Source organism: Kitasatospora sp. NPDC001095, assembly GCF_053598615.1.
Genome location: NZ_JBSFKQ010000003.1, coordinates 161,908 through 185,746 on the forward strand (window position 1 = coordinate 161,908; position 23,839 = coordinate 185,746).

Sequence of the window (23,839 nt, forward strand, 5' to 3'; positions counted from 1 at the left end):
CGGTGTGAACGACCGAGGGGCCCGCTGCCGCACTGCGGTGGCGGGCCCCTCGCGCTCTCGGGGCCGTGGGGCGTCGGGGCGGGACCAGCGGTAGTACGGGATACTGGGGTGCGGCCGGGGTGACCCGGTGGGCATGAGCAACAAAGCAGAAGGGCTCGAAGTGACTGAGATCGAGATCGGGCGAGGCAAGCGCGGCCGACGGGCGTACGCCTTCGACGACATCGCCGTCGTCCCCAGCCGGCGCACGCGTGACCCGAAGGAGGTCTCGATCGCCTGGCAGATCGACGCCTACCGCTTCGAGCTGCCGTTCCTGGCCGCCCCGATGGACAGCGTGGTCTCGCCGCAGCAGGCCATCCGGATCGGCCGCCTCGGCGGTCTGGGCGTGCTGAACCTCGAGGGCCTGTGGACCCGCTACGAGGACCCGCAGCCGCTGCTGGACGAGATCGCCGCGATCACCGACGAGTCCACCGCGACCCGCCGGCTCCAGGAGATCTACGCCGCGCCGATCCGCGCCGAGCTGATCAAGCAGCGGATCCAGGAGGTCCGCGACTCCGGCGTGGTCACCGCCGCCGCGCTGTCGCCGCAGCGCACCGCCGAGTTCTCCAAGGCCGTGGTGGACGCCGGCGTCGACGTCTTCGTCATCCGTGGCACCACCGTCTCGGCCGAGCACGTCTCCAGTGCCGCCGAGCCGCTCAACCTCAAGCAGTTCATCTACGAGCTGGACGTGCCGGTGATCGTCGGCGGGTGCGCCACGTACACCGCGGCGCTGCACCTGATGCGGACCGGCGCCGCCGGTGTGCTGGTCGGGTTCGGTGGGGGCGCGGCCCACACCACCCGGAACGTGCTGGGCATCCAGGTGCCGATGGCCACCGCCGTGGCCGACGTGGCGGCGGCCCGTCGTGACTACATGGACGAGTCCGGTGGGCGCTACGTGCACGTGATCGCCGACGGCGGGGTCGGGTACAGCGGGGACATCCCGAAGGCCGTCGCCTGCGGGGCGGACGCGGTGATGATCGGTGCGGCGCTGGCGCGGGCCACGGACGCTCCCGGCAAGGGGTTCCACTGGGGGATGGAGGCCGTCCACGAGGAGCTGCCGCGGGGCAAGCGGGTGGACCTCGGGACGGTCGGCAGCACCGAGGAGATCCTGACCGGGCCCTCGCACACTCCGGACGGGACCATGAACCTGTTCGGCGCGCTGCGGCGGGCGATGGCCACGACGGGGTACACGGAGCTCAAGGAGTTCCAGCGGGTCGAGGTGACGGTGAACCCGGCGCTGGACCACCGCTGACGTCGAGGTGTGGTGACGAGGGCCCCTGCCGGTGGTGGAGGCCTTCGGGCTTTTCGGGCGCGCGGGCTCCGGCCCGCGCGCCCGTGGGCCTTCCCGGGTGCGGGGTGGTCAGCTGCGGGTGGCGGCGCGGCGGGTGAGGAGGTAGCCGCCGATGAGGGCGATGGCGTAGAAGGCGGCGTCGAGGGGGCGGAGGTCGGCGCGCCAGGTGGTGACGGTGTCGTTCAGGAGACCGTGGGGGGTGGGGGCTCCGGGGTGGACGCGGCGGAGGTGTTCGATCAGTTGGCCGAGGAGGAGGGCGCCGGCGGCGAGGAGGGCGCCGAGTAGGGGGAGTAAGCGGCCCTGGCCGCCGAGGCGGCCGAGCGGGAGGGCGACCAGGCCGGCGGGGGCGATGGCCAGCCAGCCGAGGCTGTCGGCGGCGCGCAGGGGGGCGCTGCCGTAGGCGAGGCCGCCGAGGAGCATGGCGAGCAGGGCCAGGGACACGGCCAGGGCGGTGCGGCGGCGGGGGGCGGGGCGGGGTGCGGGTTCGGCGGGTTCGAAGCCGGGGACGTGGGCGCCGGGCATGCCGGGGGCGATGTAGCCCTCGGGGGCGGCCGGGAGCGGGGCGACCGAGTAGTGCTGGGCGGTGCGCGGCCGGGTCGATGGGCCGTCAGTGCCCGGTGCGGGTGCGGTCATGGGCGTCGAATCCCCCCGGAAAGACGATGAGCTGCCGAACGGTAGCAGTGACCGGGGCAGATCTTGGCGAGTTTTCGATCACAGATCGGGCACGGAGCGCCGCACCCGTTCCGGTTCGTCCCGGCTTGTGGCGGGGGGTGGGTGGTCGAGGGCCCTCGGGACAGGGGATGATGGAGGCTTGGGCGTTCGGGACCCAGGTCGGGCCGACGCGCCGTCACCACGACCGCCGGCAGCACATGGGGGAACGTTCCGAATGACCCAGGCGCAGGGTTCCACCGGCCGCCTCCTGGCGGGCCGCTACCGCCTGAACGGCGTGCTCGGGCGCGGTGGCATGGGTACGGTCTGGCGCGCCGAGGACGAGATGCTGGGCCGGACCGTCGCGGTCAAGGAACTGCGGATGAACGCCAGCGTCGAGGAGGAGGAGAAGCACCGGCTGATCACCCGGACGCTGCGGGAGGCGAAGGCGACCGCGCGGATCCGGCACAACTCGGCGGTGACGGTCTTCGACGTGGTCGACGAGGACGACCGGCCGTGGATCGTCATGGAGCTGGTCGAGTCCCGTTCGCTGGCCGACGTGGTGCGGGAGGACGGGCCGCTGTCGCCCGGCCGGGCCGCGGAGATCGCGCTGGACGTGCTGGGCGTGCTGAGCGCCGCGCACGCGCTGGGCATCCTGCACCGGGACGTCAAGCCGTCCAACGTACTGATCGGCGAGGACGGCCGGGTGGTGCTCACCGACTTCGGCATCGCCAGTGTGGAGGGCGACGCCTCGGTCACCTCGACCGGGATGCTGGTCGGCGCGCCCTCGTACATCTCGCCGGAGCGGGCCCGTGGGCAGAAGCCCGGGCCGCCGGCCGACCTGTGGTCGCTGGGCGGCACGCTGTACGCGATGGTCGAGGGACGGCCGCCGTACGACCGGGGCTCGGCGCTGGCCACGCTGACCGCGGTGATGACCGAGGACCTGGTCCCGCCGGTGAACGCCGGGCCGCTGCTGCCGGTGATCGAGGGGCTGCTGGCGAAGGACCCGGCCGAGCGGCTGGACGCCTCGCAGACCCGGTCGATGCTCAAGCGGGTGGTCGCGGAGTCGACCTCGCGGGCCGAGTCGACCACCCAGCACGCGGTGCCGTTGGAGAAGCCGGTCGAGGCTCCGGAGCCCGCGGAGAAGGAGAAGGAGCCGGAGCAGGCGGAGGACGGCAGCAAGCGTCCCGTGGGCGGGCTGCTGGGGACGGTGCGGGTCGGTAGCCGGGCGCAGGACGGGGAACCCGCCGAGAAGCCGTCGGGGGATCCGGCGCCGGAGTCGATCCGTCCGGTGACCAGCGAGTGGACGATGGGCGCCACCCAGGCGGCCGGGGCCGATCCGCGCACCGGCCGGCGGCGGCTGGCCATCGCCACCGTGATCGTGGTGCTGCTGCTGATCGCGGGCGTGGTGGCGGTGATCCGGATGGTCGGCAACGGGGACGCCGGGTCGGGCGACGGGGCCACGCGGAGCGCGGGGGCCACCGCGCCGGTGGTGGCCGGTACGGAGCCGGCGGCGAGCGAACCCGCGCCGGCGCCCGCCCAGCCGACCAGTGAACCGGCCGCGGTGCCGGACGCGCCCGTGCAGTCCGCCGGTTCGCCGGCGGCTCCCGCGCAGCCCCCGGCGCCGGCGCCGGCGCAGCCCGCACCGGCGCAGCCCACGCCGGCGGGGGTGCCGGCCGGGTACCACGAGTACAAGGACCCGAGCGGCTTCTCGGTCGTGCTGCCGGACGGACTGCAGCCGACCGGGTCGGACGCCAACCGGCGGATCTTCAAGAACGCGGCCGACGGCAGTCAGCTGCGGATCGAGTGGACCACGTCGCCGGGGGCGAGCGCGGTCGCGGACTGGCAGGAGTCGGAGCCGAACGTCCGCGGTCAGGTCAGCAACTACCAGCGGCTGAACCTGGCGGCGATCACCTACCGGCAGTGGACCAACGCGGCGGACTGGGAGTGGACCAACGGCACGCCGAAGACGCACTCGCTCAACCGCGGCTTCGTGACCGGCACCCCGGCCAAGTACGGGTACTCGATCTACTGGATCGTCCCGGACACCGAGTGGGCCGCGCAGGCCCCGGTCCGGGACGTCGTGTTCAACAGCTTCCAGCCGGCGCCCTAGGTGTAGAACTGCCGGTCGACGACGGGCCCTAGCCGATCAGGCGCTGCTTGGCGCGGGTGAACTCGTCCTCGGTGAGGGCGCCGGAACCGTGCAGGGCGGCCAGTCGTTCCAGCTGGCCGATCAGCTGTTCGCCGGTGGCGTCCGCGGCCGGTGCGGTGGGGAGGGCCTTCGGGGTGTTGCGGGCGGTCCGGGCGGCGGCCCGGAGCTGTTCGGCGAAGAAGTCGGCCTTGACCACGTCCTCGAAGCGGTGTGAGCCGGTGAGCGCCACCACCAGGAGCACTTCGCCGTTGAGCTTGGTACGGGTCACGGTGACGTCGGTGACGGCGGCGAGCGGAACCGGGACCGGCGGCTTCCCGTCCTTCAGGAAGAGCAGTCGATGGGTGGTCAGCACCAGCACTCCCTTGCGGAAGTGGTCGGGGTGGCGCCCGGCGGTCGAGGCGACCGGCTTCTCGCCGTCGATGATGTTCGCCTCGACGTTGCGGACCGCCTCGGCGCGGTTGCCCCTGCTGTTTCCGGATGCCTCGAAGGCGGTGTCGATCAGATCGGTCCAGTCCATGGGATCGAGCCTAAGGGAGCCGCTCAGTAGGCTGGTCGGCGAGCGAGAGGAACTGGCATGCGAGGCGGCCCCGGGTTGTTGCTGGCGGGGCGGTACCGGCTGACGGACCGTCCCGAACCGCTGCGCGCCCGCGCGGTGGACGAGCGGACCGGTGAGTCGGTGCTGCTGAGTGCCCTGGAGCTGCCGGCGGTGCTGACGGTGGGCCAGGATCCGGACGAGGCCGCCGCCGCGCGGGCGGACCGGCTGGTGCGGCGGGTGGCGGCGGTCGGTTCGGCCGCGCCGGTCGGGCACCCGCGGCTGCTGCGCGGGGTCGGCGCGTTCGTCGAGGACGAGCTGCTGTGGACGGTGGAGGAGCGGCCGGCCGGGTGGACGGTGGCCGAGCTGCTCGCCCAGGGGCCGCTGCCGCCGTACCGGGCGGCCGAGTTGGCGGCGGACCTGGCCGGGGCGCTGCGGGCGCTGCACGCGGCCGGGCTGACCCACGGCGCCCTGGCCGCGGAGTCGGTGCTGGTCTGCGAGGACGGCGCGGCGATGCTCGGCGGGCTGCTCGCCGGGGTGGCGGAGGAGGCGTTGGCCGAGGAGCTCGGCGGGCCGGGCGGGCGGCAGCGGTACGAGGTGCGGGCCACCCTGGTCGGCCCGGTGGCGGAGCGCTGGCCGTTGGACGGCGGCCCGGCGGGCGACTGCTGGGCGCTCGGGGTGCTGACGCAGCGACTGGTCACCGGCCGTGCGCCGTACCCGGAGCGGGACGTGCCGGAGTTGGTGACGGCCGTACGGGACGGGCGGCGGGAGCCCTCGGTGGTGTGCGGGCCGCTCGGGCCGCTGGTGGAGCGGCTGCTGCAGCCCGATCCGGTGCGGCGGCCGACGGCGGAGGCGGTGCGCGGGGAACTGGCGGAGCTGTTGGCGGGGGCGCCGGAGCCGGTCGACGAGGAGCGGGCGGCGGCGGTCGCGGCGCTGGACCCGGCGGCGCCGGCGGTGCCGCGGCAGCCGCGGGTGCGGGGCGGGAGGGCCGGGCGCTCCGGGGCGCGGGGGAGTGCCCGAAAGGGCGGCAACGGCGGGGACTTCGGGGCAGGAAACGGGGCGAAGCCGCCCCGGATACCCCCCTCCCTCTTGGGGCCGCTGCTGGTGGGCGGGGTGTTTGTGCTGCTCGCGCTGGGAATTGTCGCGGTGGTGCTGTTCGCGGGCTGACGATCCGCTCGGATTCCGGCATTGCGGTCCAGGGGGTGGGCGTGATTACCGGGGGCGGCAAGGTGCGCCTAATGTGTGCGTGGGATTTGTTCGAACAGTGGTCTGCACCAGGCCCTCCGTCGCGGTGACGGCAGGCGGAATGTGTGGGGGAGCGGGCGCAGATGGGCGTGCAGGACCGGCCGGAGGCGGCCGAGGCGGAGCGGTTGCTGGCCGGGCGGTACGAGCTCGGCGAGCGGCTCGGCCGGGGCGGCATGGGCACCGTCTGGCGGGCCTGGGACCGGATGCTCGACCGGGAGGTCGCGGTCAAGGAGCTGACCGTCAACCACCTGCCAGAGGAGGACCTCCAGATCCTGCACACCCGGATGAAGCGCGAGGCCAGCGCGGCCGCGCGGATCAAGCACCCCGGTGTGATCACCGTGCACGACGTGCTGGAGCAGGACGGCCGGCCGTGGATCGTGATGGAGCTGGTCGACGGCCGCTCGCTGGCCGACGTGATCAGCCAGGACGGCACCCTGCAGCCGCGCGCCGCCGCCGAGGTCGGCAGCCAGGTGCTGGCGGCGCTGCACCGCGGCCACCAGCTGGGCGTGCTGCACCGGGACGTGAAGCCGGCCAACGTGCTGCTGGAGCGCGGCACCGGGCGGGTGGTGCTGCTGGACTTCGGCATCGCGAAGTACGAGGGCTCGACCGAGCTGACCCGGCCTGGCGACCTGGTCGGCTCGCCGGACTACCTGGCACCCGAGCGGGCCCAGGGCGAGCGGCCCGGGCCGGCCTCGGACCTGTGGGGCCTCGGGGCGACGCTGTACGCGGCGGTCGAGGGCCAGTCGCCGTTCCGGCGGGACTCGCCGATCACCACGCTCGCCGCGGTGGTGGACGAGCCGCTGCCGGAGTCGCGGCGGGCCGGGCCGCTGGGGCCGGTGCTGGCCGCGCTGATGGCGAAGGACCCGGCGGAGCGGCCGACGGCGGACGAGGCGGCCCGGATGCTGGCCGAGGTGCAGGCCGGGCACACGATGGGCCTGAAGTCGGTGGCGTCGGTGCGCACGCCCACCCAGTCGGTGCCGGTGGTGGACCGCAGCGAGGGGCCGACGCCGGCCGCGGAGCCGGTCGAGGGCTCCGAGGAGCCGACCGAGCCGAAGGCTCCTGCCCCCGCCCCCGCCGAACCGGACACCACCGAGGGCGCACAGGACGCGGCCCGGGCGCACACCGCGCCCGTCGCGCCGGTGCCGCACCCGTACGCGCCCGCGCGTGGACCGGCCAAGCGCCGCAACCTGCTGAAGATCGTCGGCATAGCCGTGGGCGTCGGGCTGCTGGCCGCCGCGGGCACCTTCCTCGTCACCCGGCACGTGGTGGGCGGCGGCCCCGTCGAGGACCCGACGCCCACCGCGGTCGAGTCCACCGGGCCGGAGCCCACCAGCGACGCCTCCCCCGCGGTGGCGCCGCCCAACGGCTACCACTGGGTCGACGACCCGGCCGGCTTCCGCTTCCCGCTGCCGAACGGGACCCCGTCCTGGCAGCGGATCAGCTCCGGGGACAACCAGATCTACTACACCCCCGACGGCAAGGTGCACTACCTCCAGTTCGCCGTCACCGTCGGCCAGTCGGTCAAGCCGCTGGAGCACATGCGGCAGATGGAGGCCAGCCTCTCCAAGTCGCTCAAGGACTACAAGCAGCACCGGATGGCCGGCACGGCGGTGAAGGGCCAGGAGGCGGCGGTCTGGGAGTTCAGCTACGCGGCCAAGGAGGGCGGCCGCCGGCGCGCGATCGAGACCGAGTTCATCAGCCAGGACGGCACCAGCTACGCGATCTACTCGTCCAGCCCGGAGAAGGGCAGCGAGTGGAACGAGGCCGAGCAGCGCTTCTACGCGGTGCTCAACAGCTTCACCCCGATCCGCTGACCGGGCCGGGCGGCGCCCGCTTTCACCCGACTGGGGCAGATTCTTGTTACCGACGGGTACCGGACCGGCCGCCGAGCGCCTAGGCTGCGCCGTATGTCGGACCTCACAGCAGATGCAGTGGCCACCGAACACTCCGGCGCCGGCAACCCGGCGGCCCCCGGCGGCGGCCGGACCGTCACCGCGGCCGTTCCGCCGTCCCTGGTCGCCAGGCTGGCCTCCGGCGTCACCGCCACCGGCGAGCCCGACCTGGTGGAGACCGTCGCCCCGCTGACCGGCGAACGGCTGGCCAGCCTGCCGCAGTCGACCCCGGCCGACGTCGAGGTCGCCTTCCAGCTGGCCCGCCGCGCCCAGGCCGCCTGGGCCGCGCTGCCGGTGCGCCGCCGGGCCGCCGTCCTGCTGCGCTTCCACGACCTGCTGCTCAGGCGGCAGGACGAGGTGCTGGACCTCATCCAGGCGGAGACCGGCAAGGCCCGGCTGCACGCCTTCGAGGAGGTGCTGGCCGTTGCCATGGCCGCCCGGCACTACGGACGGGCCGCGCACGGCTACCTCAAGGACAAGCGGCGCGGCGGCGCGCTGCCGGTGCTCACCCACGCCGTCGAGGCCCGCCGCCCCAAGGGCGTGGTCGGCCACATCTCGCCGTGGAACTACCCGCTGGAGCTGTCCATCGGCGACGCCCTGCCCGCCTTCGCGGCCGGCAACGCGGTGGTCAACAAGCCCGACACCCAGACCGCGCTGACCGCGCTGTGGGCCCGGGAGCTGCTGGTCGAGGCCGGGCTGCCGGCCGACCTGTGGCAGATCGTGATCGGCGACGGACCGGTGATCGGCCCCGCCGTGGTGGAGCACGCCGACTACGTCTCGTTCACCGGATCCACCCGCACCGGCCGCGACGTCGCCCAGCGCGCCGCCGCCCGGCTGGTCGGGGCCTCGCTCGAACTCGGCGGCAAGAACGCCATGTTGGTGCTCGCCGACGCCGACCTCGACGCGGCCGCCGCGGGCGCCGTCCGGGCCTGCTTCTCCTCCGCCGGACAGCTGTGCATCTCGATCGAGCGGCTGCTGGTGCACCGCTCGGTGGCCGACGAGTTCCTGGAGCGCTTCGCCGCCCGCACCCGGGCGCTGCGCCTGGGCGGCGGCCTCGCGTACGGCGCGGACATGGGCTCGCTGGTCTCCGCCCGTCAGCTGGAGACCACCACCCGGCACGTGGACGAGGCGGTCAAGGCGGGCGCCACCGTGGTGGCCGGCGGGCGCGCCCGGCCGGACCTCGGCCCGTTCTTCTTCGAGCCGACCATCCTCGACGGCGTCACCCCGGACATGGCGGTCTGCGCCGAGGAGACCTTCGGACCGGTCGTCTCCCTCTACCGCTTCGACACCGACGAGGAGGCGGTCGCCGCCGCCAACTCCACGCCGTACGGCCTGAACTCCAGCGTCTGGACCAGGGACCTGCGGCGCGGCCGGACGGTCGCGGCCCGGCTGCGCACCGGCACGGTCAACGTCAACGAGGCCTACGCCGCCGCGTACGGCTCGGTCGGCTCGCCGATGGGCGGCATGGGCGACTCCGGGCTGGGCCGCCGGCACGGCGCCGAGGGCATCCTGCGCTTCACCGAGGCGCAGACCATCGCGACCCAGCGGCTGGTGCCGCTCGCGCCCTCGTTCGGCCTGGACGACAAGCAGTTCGCCGCCGTGATGACCGGCGGGCTGCGGGCGCTCAAGGCGCTGCGCTTCAAGTAGGACCCGACCGCGAACCGGGCCCCGCCGGACGGTCGGGGCCCGGTTCGCGGTACCCACAGGCAGGTTCACCCGGCGAAGGAGCGGTGGCAGATGGTGCAGTCCGGCGGTGCGGCGGAGTTCGACTACGACGTGGTGGTGGTCGGGTCCGGCTTCGGCGGTTCGGTCGCGGCCCTGCGGCTGACCGAGAAGGGCTACCGGGTCGCCGTCCTGGAGGCCGGGCGGCGCTTCGACCGGGACGAACTGCCCAGGAACTCCTGGGACCTGCCGAACTACCTGTGGGCGCCGCAGCTCGGGCTGTACGGCATCCAGCGCATCCACCTGCTGGCCAACGTGCTGATCCTGGCCGGCGCCGGGGTCGGCGGCGGCTCGCTGAACTACGCCAACACGCTGTACGTGCCGCCGAAGGCCTTCTTCGAGGACCGGCAGTGGCGCCACATCACCGACTGGCAGGAGGAGTTGGCGCCGTTCTACGACCAGGCGCAGCGGATGCTCGGGGTCCGGCTCAACCCGACCGTCACCCCCTCGGACGTCCACCTCAAGGCGGCCGCCGAGCGGATGGGCGTCGGCGACACCTTCCACATGGCGCCGGTCGGGGTCTTCTTCGGCGACGGCGGGGACGCCGGGGGCAGCGCCAAGGCGGCGCCCGGCGGCGAGGTCGCCGACCCGTACTTCGGTGGCGCAGGCCCGGCCCGCAAGGCCTGTGTGGAGTGCGGCGAGTGCATGACCGGCTGCCGGCACGGCGCCAAGAACATGCTCACCGAGAACTACCTCCACCTGGCCGAGAAGGGCGGCGCGCAGATCCACCCGCTGACCACGGTGGCCCGGATCCGGGAGATCGGCGGGGCCGACGGGAGCCGCGGCTACGCGGTGGACGTGCGCCGCACCGACGCGCGCTCGAAGACCGACCGGGTGAAGGCGGGCGCGCGGACGATCACCGCGGCCCGGGTGGTCGTCGCGGCCGGCACCTACGGGACCCAGTCGCTGCTGCACCGGATGCGGGACGGCGGCCACCTGCCCCGGATCTCGGCGCGGCTGGGCGAGCTGACCCGCACCAACTCCGAGGCCCTGGTGGGCGCGCAGACCACCGACCGGTGCTACGGCGCCAAGGCGGACTTTACCAAGGGCGTCGCGATCACCTCCTCGATCCACCCGGACGCCAACACCCACATCGAGCCGGTCCGCTACGGCAAGGGCTCCAACGCGATGGGCGCGCTGTCCATCGCCCAGGTCAAGGGCGGCGGAACGATTCCGCGCTGGCTGCGCTACCTGGCGAACTCGGCGCTCCACCCGTTGACCTTCGCCCGTTCGATGGACCAGCGCCGCTGGTCCGAGAAGACGATCATCGGCCTGGTGATGCAGTCGCTGGACAACTCGATCACCGTCTCGCTGAAGAAGGGCCCGCTCGGCAAGGCCCGGCTCACCTCCACCCAGGGCCACGGCGAACCCAACCCGACCTGGATCCCGGCGGCCGAGCGGGGCGCCCAGGCGCTGGCCGACGAGATCAACGGCTTCGCCGGCAGCACCGTCGGCGAGATCTTCGACATCCCGATGACGGCGCACTTCCTGGGCGGCTGCCCGATCGGCGACGCCCCCGAGACCGGCGTGGTGGATCCGTACCACCGGCTGTACGGCTACCCCGGGATCAGCGTGGTGGACGGTTCGGCCGTCTCCGCCAACCTGGGCGTCAACCCCTCGCTCACCATCACCGCGCAGGCCGAGCGTGCCCTGTCGATGTGGCCGAACAAGGGCGAGGCGGACCCGCGCCCGGCCCAGGGCGAGGAGTACCGGCGGGTCGCGGCGGTCGCGCCGGTGCGGCCGGCCGTGCCGGAGGGCGCGTTCGGCGCGCTGCGGCTGCCGCTGCTGCCCGTCCCGGAGGTCCCGAAGAAGCGCGACTGAACCCGTCCTGCGGGCCAATCCGCCTGCCCCGGTTCCCGGTTGACATCCGTTCGGGTCCGATGGGATAAACGGGCTCCCTGGGGCCGCCAGGGACTCGTCGATCGGGGGGAGCGCGGGCCATGGCCGACTGCGCATCGTGCGGCGCGACTTCGCAGGAGGGGGCGGTCGTCTGCGGTTCGTGCGGGCGGCCGTCGGCGCCCCCGCCCCCGCCCCCGCCGGCGGGCGCCCCGCCCGCCGCACCGCCCGTCCCGCCCTCGTACGGTCCGCCGCCCGGTGCCCCCGGGTACCCGCCGCCCCCGCCGCCGCCCGTCGCCGGGCCGCCCGCGGTGGGCAGCTGGGGCAGCGGGAACCCGTACGAGCCGCGGCGCGGGCCCTCGCCGGTGATGCGCTGGCTCACCGGATCGGACTGGCGCCCGGCGCTCCGGGCCGCGATCGCCCCGACCGGCGTGCTGCTCGTGGCGGCGCTGATCACGGCCGTCCCGAGCGGCTACGACTACGACGCGTTCATCGCCTCGCCCGGCTACGGCGACCGGTTCGGCGCGGCGCTGGCGATGACCCTGAACGCCTTCGGCGCGCCGTTCCGGCTGACCGGGCACCCCGCGTCCAGCCGCGACACCCTGGACGACCTGGAGCTCGCGTTCCGGGTGCTGCCGATGACCGTCACCGTGCTCTGGGCACTGGCGCTCTGGCTCGGCCTGCGGGCCGGGGCCCGCGGGCGCAAGGCGGCCGGCGCCCAGCTGACCCGCGGCCAGGCCGGTGGCGAGGCACTGCGCACCGCCGTGGTGCTGGCCGGGGTGGCGCTGCTGATCGGGCTGGTCGGAGGAACGACCTGGCATCCGGCGGACCGGTTCGACGACGAGTCCGGCTACCCCCTGCGGAGCACCGGCATGAGCTTCGGCGCGGACTCGGGCTGGGTGGAGGCGGTCGGGTGGACGGCCCTGCTGGCCGCCGCACTGGCCTTCGCCGTCCACGGCACCGACGCCCTGCGCTGGGCGGCCTGGCGCAACCGGTCGGTGCGCGGCTGGGCGGTGGCCGCGCTCACGGCGGGCCAGGCGCTGGCGCTGGCGGTCGGCCTGGCCGCACTGGTGGCCTTCGTGCTGGTCGCGGCGAACAGCAAGGAGGGCGTGGAGACGGCGGTCTCGCTCGCTTTCCTGCCCAACCTGGGCCTCCTCCTGCTCGGTTTCGGCTCGGGGTCGACCTGGCGGGTGCACTCCGGGCTGTCCGGCCAGGGCGAGAGCTGGGGCGACCGCAGCAGCGACGCGGAGATCTCCTTCCTCGACCTGCACGACGCGGCCGCGGACTGGCGCTGGTGCGGCCTGCTGGCGCTCGCCGCGGCGGGCCTGCTCGGCTGGTCCGCGTACCGGCGCCGACTGGACGCGGCCGACCGGCTCCGGCTGGCGGCCGTGTACGGGGTGGCGCTCACCGCGCTGATGGCGGTGGCCGGTGCGCAGATGACCAGGACGATGTCGATGCGGGGCTGGACCTCCTCGGCCCGCGTGGACATGTCCCAGGAGACCTCGGTCGGCCTGGTGTTCCTCAGCGTGCTGCTGGCCAACCTGGTCTGGTCGGTGGTCGGCGCGGTGCTGGTGCCGCCGCTGCTGGCGGCCGTCCGCGGCCGGGGTGTGGGCGCGCCGCAGACCGCGGTGCCGTACGCCGAGTCGCCGTTCGCGTCCGCCCAGGGCGCTGGAGCCCAGGGCGCCGGCGTGCAGGGCGCCGGGGCCCAGGCCGGCGGGCCGTACGCGCAGGTGCCGCCGCAGGCGCCGTACGCGACGCCGGGGGCGCCGGTGGCACCGGGCCACGGCGTGCCGCCGCAGTCCGGCGGGCCGAGCGAGGTGCTGGACTCGCACCCGGCGCCGCCCGCTCCGGCCGGCGGGACGTCGGCGCCCGGCGCGGTGCCGCCGCCCCCGGGCCAGGAGCCGGTCGACCCGAGCGTCTGGCGCGAGCACCCCTGACTCCGGGCGCCCCTGACTCCGGGGCTCCCGAAAAGGGCAAAGGGCCCCGCGGGGGAACGGGGCCCTTTGTCGTTCAGCACTCGGCGTCAGGGCCGCGCCGGTGCTGCGGTGACGGCGCCGGGGGAGGAGCGCCGTCGTGTCGGTTGGCTTCGGGGTGCGCCGTGCGGCTCCGGCGTGGGTGGCCGGTCGCGCGGGGCGCGGACGTCCGTGGGCGGCGGGTCGGTGCGCAGGTCTGCGCCGGGCCCGCGCTCACGGAGTGTGAGCGGTAAGCCGCTGCCGCCTCCCTGCGGCGCGGCTGCGGAGAACGCCGTCGCGGGCCTCCTCGGCGAGCCGTGAGGCGCCGGGAGAACCGCTTACAACGAGCATCGTGCTGGACGAGGGGCTCGCTCTGCAACCGGTTCGGCACAGTTCGGCACAGAGCATTTCCCGTCGAGCCCGCCGCTGATGATCACGGTGAGTAGCGGTTCGGGTGGTTGTGGCGCACGGGGACGCGCGTAGCGGCGCCGGCTGGACGGGGGAGTGCGCTCGGGCGCGCACCGGATCGGACCGGGGGTGTGACGACCGGTCCCGGGCGTCCCCGGACCCCGGCCGTCCCACCTCTCGGCCCAGTCGCGGCCGGGTTCGCTGTCCCCTGCTGGCCGGCCGCGGCACCCGCGCACGGTCCCACGGAGCCGTGCGCCCGGCGGGCCGGGCGGCGGCACCACGTGCGCCGGTGTACTGGGGTGAAGCTCCACGCGTGGTCCTGCTGCCGTACGGCGGTGCCCCCGCGGGGGCGGCGGCGCGTCTGGCGGACGCGGCGCGGCCGTACGTTCGTCAGAAGCAACGAACCGCCGCCCCGCGCGGTCACGGTCCATTGGACGTGCAGACGAGTGAAACCGGACAGCCCGGTAGAATCGGTGTCCAGACACCCCACACCGTCCGCCGCAGCCGCAGCCCCGCCGGGGAGGCGGCCACGCGCGACACCTCGATACCGCTGCCGGAAGGCCGTCCGTGTCCTCTGCAATTCCCGTCCAGTCCGCGCCGGACAACGACCCCGTCCTGGTGGTCGACTTCGGCGCCCAGTACGCCCAGCTCATCGCCCGTCGGGTGCGTGAGGCGCGGGTCTACAGCGAGATCGTGCCGAGCAGCATGCCGGTCGCCGAGATGCTCGCCAAGAACCCCAAGGCGATCATCCTCTCCGGCGGCCCGTCGTCGGTCTACGAAGAGGGCGCGCCGCAGATCGACCGCTCGATCTTCGAGGCCGGTGTCCCGGTCTTCGGCATGTGCTACGGCTTCCAGCTGATGGCCAAGAGCCTCGGCGGCACCGTCGACAACAACGGCGCCCGCGAGTACGGCCGCACCCCGCTGACCGTCTCCCGCACCGGCTCCACCCTGTTCGAGGGCGTCCCGGCGCAGCACTCGGTGTGGATGTCGCACGGCGACGCCTGCTCCGCCGCCCCGGAGGGCTTCACCGTCACCGCCTCCACCGACCTGGTCCCGGTCGCGGCCTTCGAGAACGACGAGGCCCGGCTCTACGGCGTCCAGTACCACCCCGAGGTGCTGCACTCCGACCACGGCCAGCAGGTCCTGGAGCACTTCCTCTACCGCGGCGCCGGCATCGCCCCGACCTGGACCACCGGCAGCGTGGTCGACGAGCAGATCGCCCTGATCCGCGAGCAGGTCGGCGACAAGCGCGCGATCTGCGGCCTGTCCGGCGGCGTGGACTCCGCGGTCGCGGCCGCCCTGGTCAACAAGGCCATCGGCGACCGGCTGACCTGCGTCTACGTCGACCACGGCCTGATGCGCAAGGGCGAGACCGAGCAGGTCGAGAAGGACTTCGTGGCCGCCACCGGCGTCCAGCTGAAGGTCGTCGACGCCTCCGAGCGCTTCCTGAACGCGCTGAAGGGGGTCACCGACCCCGAGGAGAAGCGCAAGATCATCGGCCGGGAGTTCATCCGGGTCTTCGAGCAGGCCCAGGCCGAGATCGTCGCCGAGGCCGGCGAGCAGGGCGAGTCGGTCGACTTCCTGGTCCAGGGCACCCTGTACCCGGACGTGGTGGAGTCCGGCGGCGGCACCGGCACCGCCAACATCAAGTCCCACCACAACGTCGGCGGCCTGCCCGAGGACCTCCAGTTCCAGCTGGTCGAGCCGCTGCGCAAGCTGTTCAAGGACGAGGTCCGGATGGTCGGCCAGGAGCTGGGCCTGCCGGAGGAGATCGTCCAGCGCCAGCCGTTCCCGGGCCCGGGCCTGGGCATCCGGATCGTCGGCGAGGTCACCAAGGAGCGCCTGGACCTGCTCCGCGACGCCGACGCGATCGCCCGCGAGGAGCTGACCGCGGCCGGTCTGGACCGCGAGATCTGGCAGTGCCCGGTCGTGCTGCTCGCCGACGTCCGCAGCGTGGGCGTGCAGGGCGACGGCCGCACCTACGGCCACCCGATCGTGCTGCGCCCGGTCTCGTCCGAGGACGCCATGACCGCCGACTGGTCGCGCCTGCCGTACGACGTGCTGGCGAAGATCTCCACCCGGATCACCAACGAGGTCCGCGACGTGAACCGCGTCGTCGTCGACGTCACCAGCAAGCCGCCGGGCACCATCGAGTGGGAGTAGCACTCCCACCGGCCGCCGGGAGGTTTCCGCGTCCCTGAGGCCGATGCCTGAACGGCCGCGCCGTCGTTCCCGTAACGGAGGGAGCGACGGCGCGGCCGTTTGTGGTGCGGGCGCCGCTCGTCGGGAGGGACCTCCCACCGAAAGCGGCCGGGAGCGGGCAGAATGCGGACCGGACCTGTCAGGCGGTGGCAGGCGGCGAGGGAAGGTGTGAGGGATGTCGGAGGCCAGCAACCCGGTGCCGGCAGGCGGGGGAGCGGCCGGTCCGGCCGCCCGGGCCGCGCAGCTGAGGGCGCGCGCGTCCAGGTACGCGCTGCTGCCGCTGCGGCTCTTCCTCGGCGTCACCTTCGTCTACGCCGCCCTCGACAAGCTCTCCGACGCCCACTTCCTGGCCGGGGCGGGCGACCCGGCCTCCTTCGTCTCGCAGACCCAGGCCGCCAAGGCGGGCGGCAGCCCGGTCTCCTTCCTGCTCGGCCCCGCCCTCGGCCACCCGACCCTGTTCGCGCTCGCCGTGGCCTTCGGCGAGCTGGCGGTGGGCCTCGGCACCCTGCTCGGCCTGTGGGGCCGGGTCGCCGCGCTCGGCGGCGCGCTGCTCAACCTCAGCCTGTGGCTGACGGTCAGCTGGAGCGTCTCGCCGTACTACCTCGGCAACGACCTGGCCTACCTGATGGCCTGGACCCCGCTGCTGCTGGCCGGCACGCCGGACCTGTCGGTGGACGGCTACCTGGCCCGCCGGGCCGCGCGGGACCGCGAGCGCGGGCTGGGCGAGGACCACGTCAAGCGCCGGGCCCTGGTGGACGGCGGGATCGCGGCCGTCGCGATCGGCGGGGCCGGGCTGCTCACCGGCTCGCTGACCCGTACCTTCGGCCGGGACGAGTCGGCCGCCGCCAAGCAGTCGGCGGCCCCGGTCGCCGACGCGCCGGCCCCCGACGCCGCGGTCTCGAACGCCCCGGCGCAGGCCCCCGCGGTGCCCGCCGCGAGCGTGCCGGTCGGCGGCGCGGCCCAGGTCAAGGACCCGGCCACCGGGGACGCCGTCTACATCGTGCAGCCCAAGGCCGGCCAGTACTGCGCCTTCTCCGCGGTGTGCACCCACTCGGGCTGCGCCGTGGACGCGCCGAAGAACGGCCAGCTGTACTGCCCCTGCCACGGCTCCCGGTTCGACGCCGCGACCGGTGCGGTGGTCAACGGGCCGGCGGTCAAGCCGCTGCCCAAGTACGCCGTCAGCAAGAACGGGGACCAGCTGACCCTGGGCCCGCAGCAGAGCTGAGGACCCGGGGCCGGGCGGGCGCGCTCGCGGCGCTCAGGGGGCGGTCAGTCCTCGCGGTCGGGCCGGCCGCGCCGGGCCACCGCCGCGACCGCGCCGGCCAGGCCGCCGACGCCGAGCACGATGAAGGCGACGGGGATGACGATCCGCCCGTTCACCGACCGGTCGTTGAGCGCCGCGACCAGGTAGACCACGGCGATCACGGTGAACAGCGCACCCGCGATCAGCGAGAACAGGTCGAGCCGGTGCTTCCTCACTGCTGGACCACCTTGATGTTGCCGAGCCCGAGTCCGAGTTCGAGATTGAGGGTGCCCTTGGCCGGCTGCCCGTTGGCAGGACCGATCAAGTAGGTGTGCCGTCCGGTGCTGTCGCTCCGGTCGTCGGGGGCGGAGACGTTGCCCAGGCCGACCCGGGCCACCACGTTCACCGTCACGTCGTCCGGCACGGTGACGGTGATGTCGCCGACGCCGAGGTCGACCTTGGTGGAGAGGGTGGCCCCGGCCGGGTCGACCGCGGACAGGTTCAGGTTGATCTTCCCGGCGGCCAGGTTGTACCGGTCGTGCAGGTCGGCCGCCGAGGCGACGGTCCACTCGCGGTCGCCGACGGCGTTGCGCATGGAGTCCGGCGCGTGGCCGACGAAGGCCAGCGCCAGGGTGAGCAGCATGCCGGTCACCGCCAGCCGGCGGGCCCGGCCGAACTTCGCGCCGACCAGCAGGGTCAGGCCCACCACCAGCAGCGCGGTGGCCAGCACCGTCGCGCCCAGCACGGTGGGGTTGTGGTGGTCGGCGGAGGCGGCCCAGACCGCGGCGCCGGCGCCGACCGCCAGCAGGAAGCCGAAGAAGCCGAGCGCCGAGCGCTCCCGGGGGTGCCGCACGGCGGCGGGCGCGGGGCGGCGCTGGGCGTTCTCCTTGCGCAGCGGGTCGCCCTCGGGCAGGTCGGCGCGCTGCCACCAGGGCTGGGCCGGGCCGCCGGCCGGGGGCACGGGGGTGCCGTACGGCGGGGTCGGGCCGGCCGGGGAGGCGCCCCCGTACGGGTTGCGCTCGGGGTGGCGCGGGTCCCACAGGTAGCCGCCGGGGCCGGGGGCCGGGCCGTCGGCGGGGGTCCGGCCGGCGGGCCGGGCGGCCTCGTCCTGCTCCGGCCGCGGCCAGCGGTAGGCCCCGGTGCCGTCGGCGCTCGCGGCGCCGCCGGTGACCCCGGTGCCCTCCTGCCCGGGGAAGTGGCGGTCGTACGGGCCGCCGCGGCGGCGCTCGCGCCCCCGGCCCCGGCGGCGCTCCGGGTCGTAGCGCACCGCGAGGAAGACCAGGGCGGCGAGCAGCAGCAGCGGGAACATCTGGTCCCCGTCGCCCATCGAGGAGAAGAACACCCCGGTGCCGATCACCGTCAGCAGCACCGCGCCGACCGACTGGCCGTCCACCCGTCCGGTGAGCACCCGCTGGAGCTCGGTGCGCCCGCCGCGGCCCTTGGGCTCGCCGTCCGTCGGGACGATCAGCCAGGCCAGGCCGTACAGGAACAGCCCGAGGCCGCCGGAGAGGCAGAGCACCACCGTGACGATCCGGAACACCACCGGGTCGATGTCCAGGTGCCGGCCGAGGCCGCCGCAGACGCCGGCCACCACGCGGTGGCGCTCGGCCCGGGTCAGTGGCGGGCGGTCCGGTTCCGGCGGGGCGGCGGGCCCGGCCTCCTCGATGCGGGGGTCCTCGGTCATGGGCACCATCCTTCCGGCAGGGGACGGCCCGGCCCAACCGGGTCGATCCCTGTCCGTACCCTGACTTGTCCCTGATACGGGATGGGGACACACCCTGATGCGCCCGCGGGCGCCCGCGTGGAACCATCGGTGGCGTGGCAGCCCCCGGTACCGATCCCCGAACCATCGCCCCCGACGCCGTGCCGTCGGCCGGCGCCGACCCGAGCGCGCCCGACGGCGGTCGGCCGCCCTACCGGCGGCTCTACCGCAGTCCGCGGGGCCGGATGCTCGGCGGCGTCGCGCACGGCCTGGCGGTGCACCTCGGGCTGCCGGTGCGGTGGGTGCGGATCGCCTTCGTCGTGCTGTTCTTCGCGCAGGGGATCGGCGCGCTGCTGTACGCCGCGTTCTGGTTCGTGGTGCCGATCGGCATCGGCGAGCCCTCGCAGCGCGGCGGCGCCCAGTGGGTGTACGTCAACGGGGCGTTCGTCCCGGCCTCGCCCGGGGTGCAGGGCGGGCTGCTGAACAAGGGCGGCCAGGCCACCGGCTGGGTGGGCCGGATGCGCCGGCTGCTCCAGCACACCCTGCAGGGCGAGCCGGTGACCGCCCCCGCGGAGGGGGAGGAGGCCGGGTCGGCCGGCAAGGCCGGGCAGGGCGGCCTCGGGCAGCTCGCCGCCCTGGTGATGACCGTGATCGGCGTGATCGCGCTGCTCAACGTGCTCGGCTGGCAGACCGCCAAGCCGTACACCTGGCCGCTGCTGGCGATCGGCGTCGGCGTGGCGCTGGTCTGGCGGCAGGCCGACGACTCGCGCTGGCAGCGCTGGTTCGGCATCGAGGAGGGCGAGAAGCGGCGCGGCGCCTACACCCGGGTCGGCGCGGGCGTGCTGCTCGCGGTGGTCGGCACCATCGCGCTGCTCGCCATGCAGGGCAGCGGCTCCACGCTCGGCTCGGTGATCGAGGCCTCGCTCGCGGTGCTGGTCGGCGTGCTGGTGCTGCTCGGCCCGTACGGCCTGCGGCTCTGGCAGGACCTCGGGGCCGAGCGCACCGCCCGCATCCGCGCCCAGGAGCGGGCCGAGATCGCCGCGCACATCCACGACTCCGTGCTGCACACCCTGACCCTGATCCAGCGCAGGGCCGAGGACCCCAAGGAGGTGCTGCGGCTGGCGCGCTCGCAGGAGCGCGAGCTGCGGCTGTGGCTGTACCGCCCGGAGGCCGCCGCCGAGGCCGCGCCGGACACCATGGCGGAGACCCTGCGGGCCGCCGTCGCCGAGGTCGAGGACCGGCACGGCGTCCAGGTCGAGCTGGTGATCGTCGGCGACTGCCCGATGGACGAGAGGATCGCGGCACAGATGCAGGCCGCGAGGGAGGCGACCGTCAACGCGGCCAAGTACGGTGGCGGGGGACCGGTCCAGGTCTACGCCGAGGTGGAGGGGAGGACGGTGTCGGTGTTCGTCCGCGACCACGGCCCCGGCTTCGACCCCGACACGGTGCCCGAGGACCGGATGGGCGTACGGGAGTCGATCATCGGCCGGATGAAGCGCAACGGCGGCACCGCTCGGGTGCGGCCGGCGGCGGGCGGCGGTACCGAGGTCGAGCTGGAGATGGAGAGAACGGATGACTGAGGCAGCTCCGATGGGGGTGCCCCCAGCCGAAGGCCGGGGGCGGACCGCGCGGGTCGTACTGGTGGACGACCACCGGATGTTCCGGACGGGGGTCAGGGCCGAGATCGGCCGTACCGAGGTGACCGGCATCGACGTGGTCGGCGAGGCCGACGACGTGGACTCGGCGGTCCGCGTGGTCGCCGAGACCAGGCCGGACGTGGTACTGCTCGACGTCCACCTGCCGGGCGGCGGCGGCGTCGAGGTGCTGCGCCGCTCGGCCGGCGTGATGGGGGAGCAGGGAGGGGTCAAGTTCCTGGCGCTGTCGGTGTCGGACGCCGCCGAGGACGTCATCGGCGTCATCCGCGGCGGCGCGCGCGGCTACGTCACCAAGACCATCACCGGCACCGACCTGGTGAACGCGGTCTTCCGGATCGCCGACGGCGACGCGGTGTTCTCGCCCCGGCTGGCCGGCTTCGTGCTGGACGCCTTCGCCGCCACCGACACCCCGCCGGTGGACGAGGACCTGGACCGGCTCACCCAGCGCGAGCGCGAGGTCCTGCGGCTGATCGCCCGCGGCTACGCCTACAAGGAGATCGCCAAGCAGCTCTTCATCTCGGTGAAGACGGTCGAGAGCCACGTCTCCGCCGTGCTGCGCAAGCTCCAGCTGAGCAACCGCCACGAGCTGACCCGCTGGGCCACCGCCCGCCGCCTGGTCTGACAGGTCCGGGAGCCGAAGCCCGCCCGCCCCGGATCCTTCGGGGCGGGCGGGCTTGTCGGTGGGTGGCCATAGACTCGATGTGCCATGAGTAGCCTCTTTGACGACCTTCCGCTCCCCGGTTTCGAGGCCCCCGCCGCCGGGTCGAAGCAGCCCGCCGCTCCCGTGGACGAGGAGCCCCCGCCGTACGAGGACGACCTCCCGTACGACGCGTACGAGGAGGCCATCCCGGACGGGCTGTTCCAGACCGACCACGCCGCCGAGACGGAGCGGGACGCCTGGTACCGCAACGGCGCCGCCCGGGCGGTGATCGACCCGGCGCAACTGCTGGAGGGGATGAACGACCCGCAGCGCGAGGCGGTGCTGCACGCGGGCTCCCCGCTGCTGATCGTGGCCGGCGCCGGCTCGGGCAAGACCCGGGTGCTGACCCACCGGATCGCCCACCTGCTGGGCGCCCGCGGCGTGCAGCCGGGGGAGATCCTGGCGATCACCTTCACCAACAAGGCGGCCGGCGAGATGCGCGAGCGCGTCGAAGCGCTGGTCGGCCCGCGCGCCCGGGCGATGTGGGTCTCCACCTTCCACAGCGCCTGCGTGCGCATCCTGCGCCGCGAGTCCAAGCAGCTGGGCTTCACCTCAAGCTTCTCGATCTACGACTCGGCCGACTCGCAGCGGCTGATGTCGCTGGTCTGCCGTGACCTCGACCTGGATCCGAAGCAGTTCCCGCCGAAGTCCTTCACCGCGAAGATCAGCAACCTCAAGAACGAGCTGATCGACGAGGAGACCTTCGCCGACCAGGCCGCCAACCCGATGGAGAAGAAGCTCGCCGAGGCGTACGCGCTCTACCAGCGGCGGCTGCGCGAGGCCAACGCGCTGGACTTCGACGACATCATCATGACGACGGTGAACCTGCTGCAGGCCTTCCCCGACGTCGCCGAGCACTACCGGCGCCGGTTCCGGCACATCCTGGTCGACGAGTACCAGGACACCAACCACGCCCAGTACATGCTCGTCCGGGAGCTGAGCGGCGGATCCGTCGCGGCCGCGCCGAAGCGCACCGCGGATGGGGACTTCGTGAACCCGGCGGCCGCGCACCTCGCCGAGGTGCCGCCGGCCGAGCTGTGCGTGGTCGGTGACGCGGACCAGTCGATCTACGCCTTCCGCGGCGCGACGATCCGCAACATCCTCCAGTTCGAGGAGGACTACCCGAACGCGACCACGATCCTGCTGGAGCAGAACTACCGCTCCACCCAGACGATCCTGAGCGCCGCCAACGCCGTCATCGAGCGCAACGCCAACCGCCGCGAGAAGAAGCTGTGGACGGCCGGGGACCACGGCGAGAAGGTCGTCGGCTACGTCGCGGACGACGAGCACGGCGAGGCCCAGTTCATCGCCGACGAGATCGACCGGCTCACCGACAAGGGCGAGGCCAAGCCCGGCGACGTCGCGATCTTCTACCGGACCAACGCCCAGTCCCGCGTGTTCGAGGAGGTGTTCATCCGGGTCGGCCTGCCGTACAAGGTGGTCGGCGGGGTGCGCTTCTACGAGCGCAAGGAGGTCCGGGACGTCCTGGCGTACCTGCGGGTGCTCTCCAACCCCGAGGACACGGTGCCGCTGCGCCGGATCCTCAACGTGCCCAAGCGCGGCATCGGCGAGCGGGCCGAGGCGATGATCGACGCGCTCGCCGCGCGGGAGCGGATCTCCTTCGCCCAGGCGCTGGTGCGGGTCGACGAGGCGTACGGGATGGCCGCGCGCTCGGCCAACGCCGTCAAGAAGTTCAACACCCTGATGGCCGGGCTGCGCCAGGTGGTCGAGTCGGGCGCGGGCCCGGCGGCGGTGCTGGAGGCCGTCCTGGAGGAGACCGGCTACCTGGCCGAGCTCCAGGCGTCGACGGACCCGCAGGACGAGACCCGGGTGGAGAACCTCCAGGAGCTCGCCTCCGTCGCCCTGGAGTACGAGCAGGACCCGGGCGAGCGTCCGGACGCCGGGGAGGAGGGCACGCCGCCGGTCGGCTCGCTGGCCGACTTCCTGGAGCGGGTCGCGCTGGTCGCCGACTCCGACCAGATCCCCGATGAGGACGAGGACGGGCAGGGCGTCATCACGATGATGACCCTGCACACCGCCAAGGGCCTGGAGTTCCCGGTGGTCTTCCTGACCGGCATGGAGGACGGGATCTTCCCGCACATGCGGGCGCTCAACCAGGTCAAGGAGCTGGAGGAGGAGCGCCGGCTCGCGTACGTCGGCCTCACCCGGGCCCGCGAGCGGCTGTACCTGACCCGCTCGGTGCTGCGTAGCGCCTGGGGGCAGCCGGCCTACAACCCGGCCTCGCGCTTCCTGGAGGAGATCCCGGAGGCGCTGGTGGAGTGGAAGCGCACCGGGGCGGCCCAGGCGCCGGTCCAGCGCGGCTACTCCTCGGGCGCGTCCTGGGGCAAGTCCTCGTCCGGCGGCGGGAGTTCGCGCTCCTCGTCGTCGGCGGCGTCGCCCAAGGCCGGCTGGGGGCAGTCGGCGCGGCGCGGCGGCGGCCGGTTGGTGGAGCGCGAGGCCGTCTCGCTCGCGGTCGGCGACCGGGTCACCCACGACAGCTTCGGGCTGGGCACCGTGGTGGCCGTCACGGGCGTCGGCGACCGGGCACAGGCCACCGTCGACTTCGGCACCGACGGGCGCAAGCAGCTGCTGCTGCGCTACGCGCCGGTCGAGAAGCTGTAGG

16 protein-coding genes and 1 pseudogene are annotated in these 23,839 nt (G+C 74.2%); 13 read left to right on the forward strand and 4 right to left on the reverse strand.

The genetic code is table 11. From position 1 onward, the window contains the following. Positions 1-160 precede the first annotated feature (160 nt). On the forward strand, positions 161-1,288 hold the full coding sequence (locus ACWDBB_RS04785; RefSeq protein ID WP_392867258.1) for a GuaB3 family IMP dehydrogenase-related protein: 1,128 nt from the start codon (positions 161-163) through the stop codon (positions 1,286-1,288). A gap of 108 nt (positions 1,289-1,396) precedes the next feature. On the opposite strand, the gene ACWDBB_RS04790 is transcribed toward ACWDBB_RS04785, so the two are convergent. Beyond that, positions 1,397-1,960 carry a hypothetical protein gene (locus ACWDBB_RS04790; RefSeq protein WP_449788196.1) on the reverse strand — a complete coding sequence of 188 codons (564 nt, stop codon included), beginning with the start codon at positions 1,958-1,960 and terminating at the stop codon, positions 1,397-1,399. A gap of 253 nt (positions 1,961-2,213) precedes the next feature. On the opposite strand from ACWDBB_RS04790, the gene ACWDBB_RS04795 reads away from it, so the two are divergent. After that, entirely contained in the window at positions 2,214-4,088 is a 1,875-nt protein-coding gene (locus ACWDBB_RS04795) for a serine/threonine-protein kinase (RefSeq protein WP_449788197.1), read from the forward strand. A gap of 28 nt (positions 4,089-4,116) precedes the next feature. On the opposite strand, the gene ACWDBB_RS04800 is transcribed toward ACWDBB_RS04795, so the two are convergent. Beyond that, a complete protein-coding gene (locus ACWDBB_RS04800) occupies positions 4,117-4,644 on the reverse strand; it encodes an SHOCT domain-containing protein (RefSeq protein WP_449788198.1) in 528 nt (175 codons plus the stop codon). 57 nt (positions 4,645-4,701) lie between these two features. Between ACWDBB_RS04800 and ACWDBB_RS04805 the strand changes: the two genes are divergently transcribed. The 8 genes and pseudogenes from ACWDBB_RS04805 (at position 4,702) to ACWDBB_RS04840 (ending at position 17,141) form a co-directional block, all read left to right on the forward strand. Next, a complete protein-coding gene (locus ACWDBB_RS04805; protein WP_449788199.1) occupies positions 4,702-5,826 on the forward strand; it encodes a protein kinase domain-containing protein in 1,125 nt (374 codons plus the stop codon). 161 nt (positions 5,827-5,987) lie between these two features. After that, a complete protein-coding gene (locus ACWDBB_RS04810; RefSeq protein ID WP_449788200.1) occupies positions 5,988-7,718 on the forward strand; it encodes a serine/threonine-protein kinase in 1,731 nt (576 codons plus the stop codon). Positions 7,719-7,811: 93 nt separating this feature from the next. Then, entirely contained in the window at positions 7,812-9,443 is a 1,632-nt protein-coding gene (locus ACWDBB_RS04815) for a succinic semialdehyde dehydrogenase (protein WP_449788201.1), read from the forward strand. Positions 9,444-9,533: 90 nt separating this feature from the next. Continuing rightward, a complete protein-coding gene (locus tag ACWDBB_RS04820) occupies positions 9,534-11,339 on the forward strand; it encodes a GMC oxidoreductase (protein WP_449788202.1) in 1,806 nt (601 codons plus the stop codon). Between the two features lie 326 nt (positions 11,340-11,665). Further along, the gene (locus ACWDBB_RS04825; protein WP_449788203.1) at positions 11,666-13,291 is read left to right on the forward strand and encodes a hypothetical protein; all 1,626 of its coding nucleotides are present in this window, start codon (positions 11,666-11,668) and stop codon (positions 13,289-13,291) included. A 990-nt stretch (positions 13,292-14,281) separates the two neighbouring features. Continuing rightward, entirely contained in the window at positions 14,282-15,877 is a 1,596-nt protein-coding gene (gene guaA / locus ACWDBB_RS04830; protein ID WP_402416654.1) for a glutamine-hydrolyzing GMP synthase, read from the forward strand. A gap of 214 nt (positions 15,878-16,091) precedes the next feature. Then, positions 16,092-16,619: pseudogene (locus ACWDBB_RS04835) on the forward strand (DoxX family membrane protein); the annotation flags it as partial. 237 nt (positions 16,620-16,856) lie between these two features. After that, entirely contained in the window at positions 16,857-17,141 is a 285-nt protein-coding gene (locus ACWDBB_RS04840) for a QcrA and Rieske domain-containing protein (protein ID WP_392914443.1), read from the forward strand. A 44-nt stretch (positions 17,142-17,185) separates the two neighbouring features. Here ACWDBB_RS04840 and ACWDBB_RS04845 read toward each other — a convergent pair whose 3' ends face one another. Next, on the reverse strand, positions 17,186-17,395 hold the full coding sequence (locus tag ACWDBB_RS04845) for a hypothetical protein (RefSeq protein WP_449788204.1): 210 nt from the start codon (positions 17,393-17,395) through the stop codon (positions 17,186-17,188). Further along, the gene (locus ACWDBB_RS04850) at positions 17,392-18,843 is read right to left on the reverse strand and encodes a PspC domain-containing protein (protein ID WP_449788205.1); all 1,452 of its coding nucleotides are present in this window, start codon (positions 18,841-18,843) and stop codon (positions 17,392-17,394) included. The genes ACWDBB_RS04845 and ACWDBB_RS04850 overlap by 4 nt, the downstream gene beginning before the upstream one ends. A 263-nt stretch (positions 18,844-19,106) precedes the next feature. On the opposite strand from ACWDBB_RS04850, the gene ACWDBB_RS04855 reads away from it, so the two are divergent. The 3 genes from ACWDBB_RS04855 to pcrA all read left to right on the forward strand — a co-directional run bounded on the left by ACWDBB_RS04855 (position 19,107) and on the right by pcrA (position 23,838). Then, a complete protein-coding gene (locus ACWDBB_RS04855; RefSeq protein ID WP_449788301.1) occupies positions 19,107-20,441 on the forward strand; it encodes an ATP-binding protein in 1,335 nt (444 codons plus the stop codon). Continuing rightward, complete coding sequence (locus ACWDBB_RS04860; RefSeq protein WP_449788206.1) at positions 20,434-21,138, forward strand: LuxR C-terminal-related transcriptional regulator; 705 nt, start codon at positions 20,434-20,436, stop codon at positions 21,136-21,138. The genes ACWDBB_RS04855 and ACWDBB_RS04860 overlap by 8 nt, the downstream gene beginning before the upstream one ends. 84 nt (positions 21,139-21,222) lie before the next feature. After that, positions 21,223-23,838: a DNA helicase PcrA gene (pcrA, locus tag ACWDBB_RS04865; protein WP_449788207.1), complete on the forward strand. Its 2,616-nt coding sequence runs from the start codon at positions 21,223-21,225 to the stop codon at positions 23,836-23,838. The last annotated feature ends 1 nt before the right edge of the window (position 23,839 follow it).